The 3,396-nt window shown below is 36.6% G+C and carries 4 protein-coding genes and 1 pseudogene; 2 read left to right on the top strand and 3 right to left on the bottom strand.

Features of this window, described 5'->3' with window-relative positions; translation table 11 throughout:
• Nucleotides 1–770 (bottom strand): annotated as a pseudogene (locus WA010_RS07295) (hypothetical protein); the annotation flags it as partial.
• A gap of 180 nt (nt 771–950) precedes the next feature.
• On the opposite strand from WA010_RS07295, the gene WA010_RS07290 reads away from it, so the two are divergent.
• Together WA010_RS07290 and WA010_RS07285 are read left to right on the top strand one after the other, a co-directional pair.
• On the top strand, nt 951–1,280 hold the full coding sequence (locus tag WA010_RS07290; protein WP_422556472.1) for a nitrogen fixation protein NifQ: 330 nt from the start codon (nt 951–953) through the stop codon (nt 1,278–1,280).
• Nucleotides 1,277–2,284, top strand: coding sequence for an AAA family ATPase (locus WA010_RS07285; RefSeq protein ID WP_422556471.1), 1,008 nt, complete (start codon nt 1,277–1,279; stop codon nt 2,282–2,284). Before WA010_RS07290 ends, WA010_RS07285 begins: the two co-directional genes overlap by 4 nt.
• Nucleotides 2,285–2,342: 58 nt before the next feature.
• Here WA010_RS07285 and WA010_RS07280 read toward each other — a convergent pair whose 3' ends face one another.
• Nucleotides 2,343–2,855, bottom strand: coding sequence for a hypothetical protein (locus WA010_RS07280; protein WP_422556470.1), 513 nt, complete (start codon nt 2,853–2,855; stop codon nt 2,343–2,345).
• On the bottom strand, nt 2,848–3,396 hold a 549-nt coding region (locus WA010_RS07275), incomplete at its 5' end, for an AAA family ATPase (RefSeq protein ID WP_422556469.1). The genes WA010_RS07275 and WA010_RS07280, both read right to left, overlap by 8 nt.

Genomic DNA, 3,396 nt, shown 5'->3' with positions numbered 1-3,396 from the left:
TTTCGATACTCTTTTAGTATTTGAGTTGATTGATATGAAGAGGAAGTGATAATCTCCCTACCGTCAGTAAAAAAGATATTTTCATTTGGATTTAAGAGAGATGAATAGATACGTTCCATCTCATCTTCAAAACGAAAACATAATATCAAAACACCGATAGAATGATCATCTTCGGTAATCTTTTGGGCAAATAGAAGTGTTTTATTTTGGCTTGGAAAGAGATCAGTGTACGCGTATTGTTCGATGTAGCCATCACTTTGCAGAGCACTCTTTATGACTGAATCAGAAGAAGAGGTAAGTGAATTTGTTTGATTGATATTAAGACGAATATTCCCTTGAGTATTGGTTATAATTATCTCATTATAGACGCTGTATTTCATAGTGTATTCAATGAGACGTTCTCGCAGTTTCTCTGGAGCGATGTTTCCTTTTAGAAAATCAATTATTGCCGAATCGGTTGCTAAAAAACCGACATCTGCTGTTCGCTCAAAAAGATTACGGATTAAAATATCAATACTGATTTGGGCTTTTGAACGGAGTTCTTCAGTAAATTTTTTTAAATTTTCTCGAATTAAGAGGGGAATTAGTTCTGCTTTTAGATCGCTAAAGGTTATGATGGTATTTTCTGTAAAAGAGAAGAGATTAGCTGCTTTTTCAAGTGCACATATTTTTCCGGTTAGAATAATTTTTTTCAAAAATCTGTTTTGATCATCTAAAAGTTTTATACTGTTTTGAATGAATGGAAAGATCTCTAATAATTTTGATTCCATAGTTATTACCACCTATATTTTTAGACAAATTGCGCAGAATAATATAACAAGTTTTAACCCTAGTATTGTTCATCTCTCTTCTTGTATAAGGGGCAGATTTGCATATTTTTTATACATATTTACCTTATCTTCTTCGAATAAGAATTGCAATAGTTGTTCATATACTCCAAGGAGAATGTAATGAGTGAACACGATGTGATGCGTGAAAAAATCGAAAACTATCTCAAAAAATACGCGATTGACGATGAAGCACGTTATATTGTTGCTCCTCTTATTGCCAAAAAATCATTGGAAATGAACCACCTTTATCAAGACCTCGGATTTAAAAACAGAATCGAAATGGGGCAGTATATGGCGCGCCATTTTCCCCGTCTTGCCGCTCTGAAGCTCAGGGAGAAACTCTGGAAAAAATTTCTCTACGATGCAATCGATATGGTGGCACCCGCGTGTGCTACGTGTAATGACCAAGAGCATTGCTTTACCTGCCTAATAGCGGAGGCGAGTGCGTGAAGACACCATCGATAACAACTACTGAACTTTATCTTGATACTCTCATCGGTGCGGACATCCCTGTATTTATTCATGGTAGTCCTGGGATCGGGAAATCGTATATCGTTGCCGAAGTGGCAAAAAAACATAATCTTGAACTTGTCGATGTACGATTATCCCAAATGGATCCCGTTGATTTGCGCGGAGTACCTGCCATCCGAGATGAGCAGACAGTGTGGATGCCTCCTATCTTCTTTCCGAAAGATCAAAACAGTGAGGGGATTTTGTTTCTCGATGAGCTTAACTCAGCTCCCCCCTCAGTACAAGCGGCGATTTATCAGCTGGTGCTGAACCGTAAAATGGGAGAGTATGAACTGCCTCACGGTTGGCGGATTATTTGTGCAGGAAATCGCATCAGTGACCGTGGTGTTGTCTTTCGTCTCCCGACACCGCTGGCGAATCGGATGGTGCATTTGAGTGTCGAGGCACGGTTTGAGGATTTTAAACTCTTCGCGATTCGAGAGGGATTGCACTCGTTTGTGATCGGATTTTTGGGATTCCGTCCCGATTTACTCACCTCTGAGAGTGTAAGTGAGGATGATAGTAATCCCGCATTTGCAACCCCGCGCAGTTATCATATGCTCTCGAATGTTTTGAAAACCAACAATGACACATCCCGTATTGCCCCGATTATCTATGGATTAATCGGATACGGGGCTGGAATCGAGTTTCTCTCGTATGTGAAAGTGTACGAAAAGCTCCCCGATGTTGGAGCTATTTACCGAGGCGAATACCCGAGTGTCGATAAAAGCGAACCGGCACTGCTGTATGCACTCGTTTCGGCTATGGTGGAACTTTATCGCGGAGGTGATGAAGCGTCGAAACATCTGTTCGGTTTCGCCCAAATCTTGCCGACCGAGTTTGGGGTAATGCTGATCAAAGATGCTATCGTCAAAGATGCCTCTATCGCTGAGTGTACTGAGTTTGACGGATGGATTGAGAAATATGGGGATTATATTTTGTAGCGTATTACAAACTTGCTAACATAGAGTAATTTTATACTTTAAAAAAAAGCCATAAAAATTAACAGGCTATTTTGAAAATGTCACGATATTGTTTTTTAAACCAATCAATATCATTGGTCAGAATATCATCAAACAAATGACCTTTGTATTTTTCAAGACCAAATTGAATAGTCTTTTTTTCAATTCCTTGTCGCCATTTGCTTTTATCATTTTTGTGTATAACGCAAAAGACTATTTTATGATAATCAATAGGGATATTACATTGGGCACATAATTCAGATAAAACTTCTTTCCCTTTTTCAAGCTTGTCATGAATATTTTTTTTATCAATATCACAAGGTTTTTGATTCTTAAATTCAACCATATAAATAGTTTCATTTTTGAACATTAGGGTATCAGGTGATGCTGGTTGTTTTAGTGGATATTCAGCTTTTACTAAATCATCGAATGAGCAATAAAAATTTTCATCATCATTGCACATATATTCATTATTTCTTTTATCAAAACTAATCATTTTCAAAGATTTTTTGTAAGAACTGATTTTTTGATCGAGGATACGTAAATCAGCCATTTAGTTTTTCTGCATCCATATCATCAAAAGTTATAAAAGGCTCTGATAGCTTTTCGAATATTTTTTCTAAACTATCATCACTTTTAATAATTTTCCCATCTTCAGCTAAATAATAATTGGCATTAATATTTTCTTTTTCTGCGAATCGTTTCAATGCTTCGATCATATAGGGGCTATGAGAATTGACAACAACATTGAGACCTTCTTCTTTAATAAGGTCAATAATGACTTGCGCATACGCTAATTGCCATTTTGGATGTAAATGTACTTCCGGCTCATCTAAAATCAGCAATGATCTATTGTCTAAGAAGCCATTACGATTTAGCATTTGCAAAATACCAAAGCATTTTAGACCACTTGCAACATTGATGGATTTAAATGTTGCATGATCTTTTTTGAAAATAAATTCACGTTTTTTTCTATCATATTGGAAATGACCGTTAAGAACCGTTTGAAGATGATTGTTCTTAAATAAATGGTTAAATAGATCATCACTTCCAAAGGAAAGTTTATCAACTAAATCTTTGACTCGTAATGAAAC

It is taken from the genome of Sulfuricurvum sp. (genome assembly GCF_049305995.1).
Classification (GTDB): Bacteria; Campylobacterota; Campylobacteria; order Campylobacterales; family Sulfurimonadaceae; genus Sulfuricurvum.
This window is presented reverse-complemented; position numbering and strand designations above follow the sequence as displayed.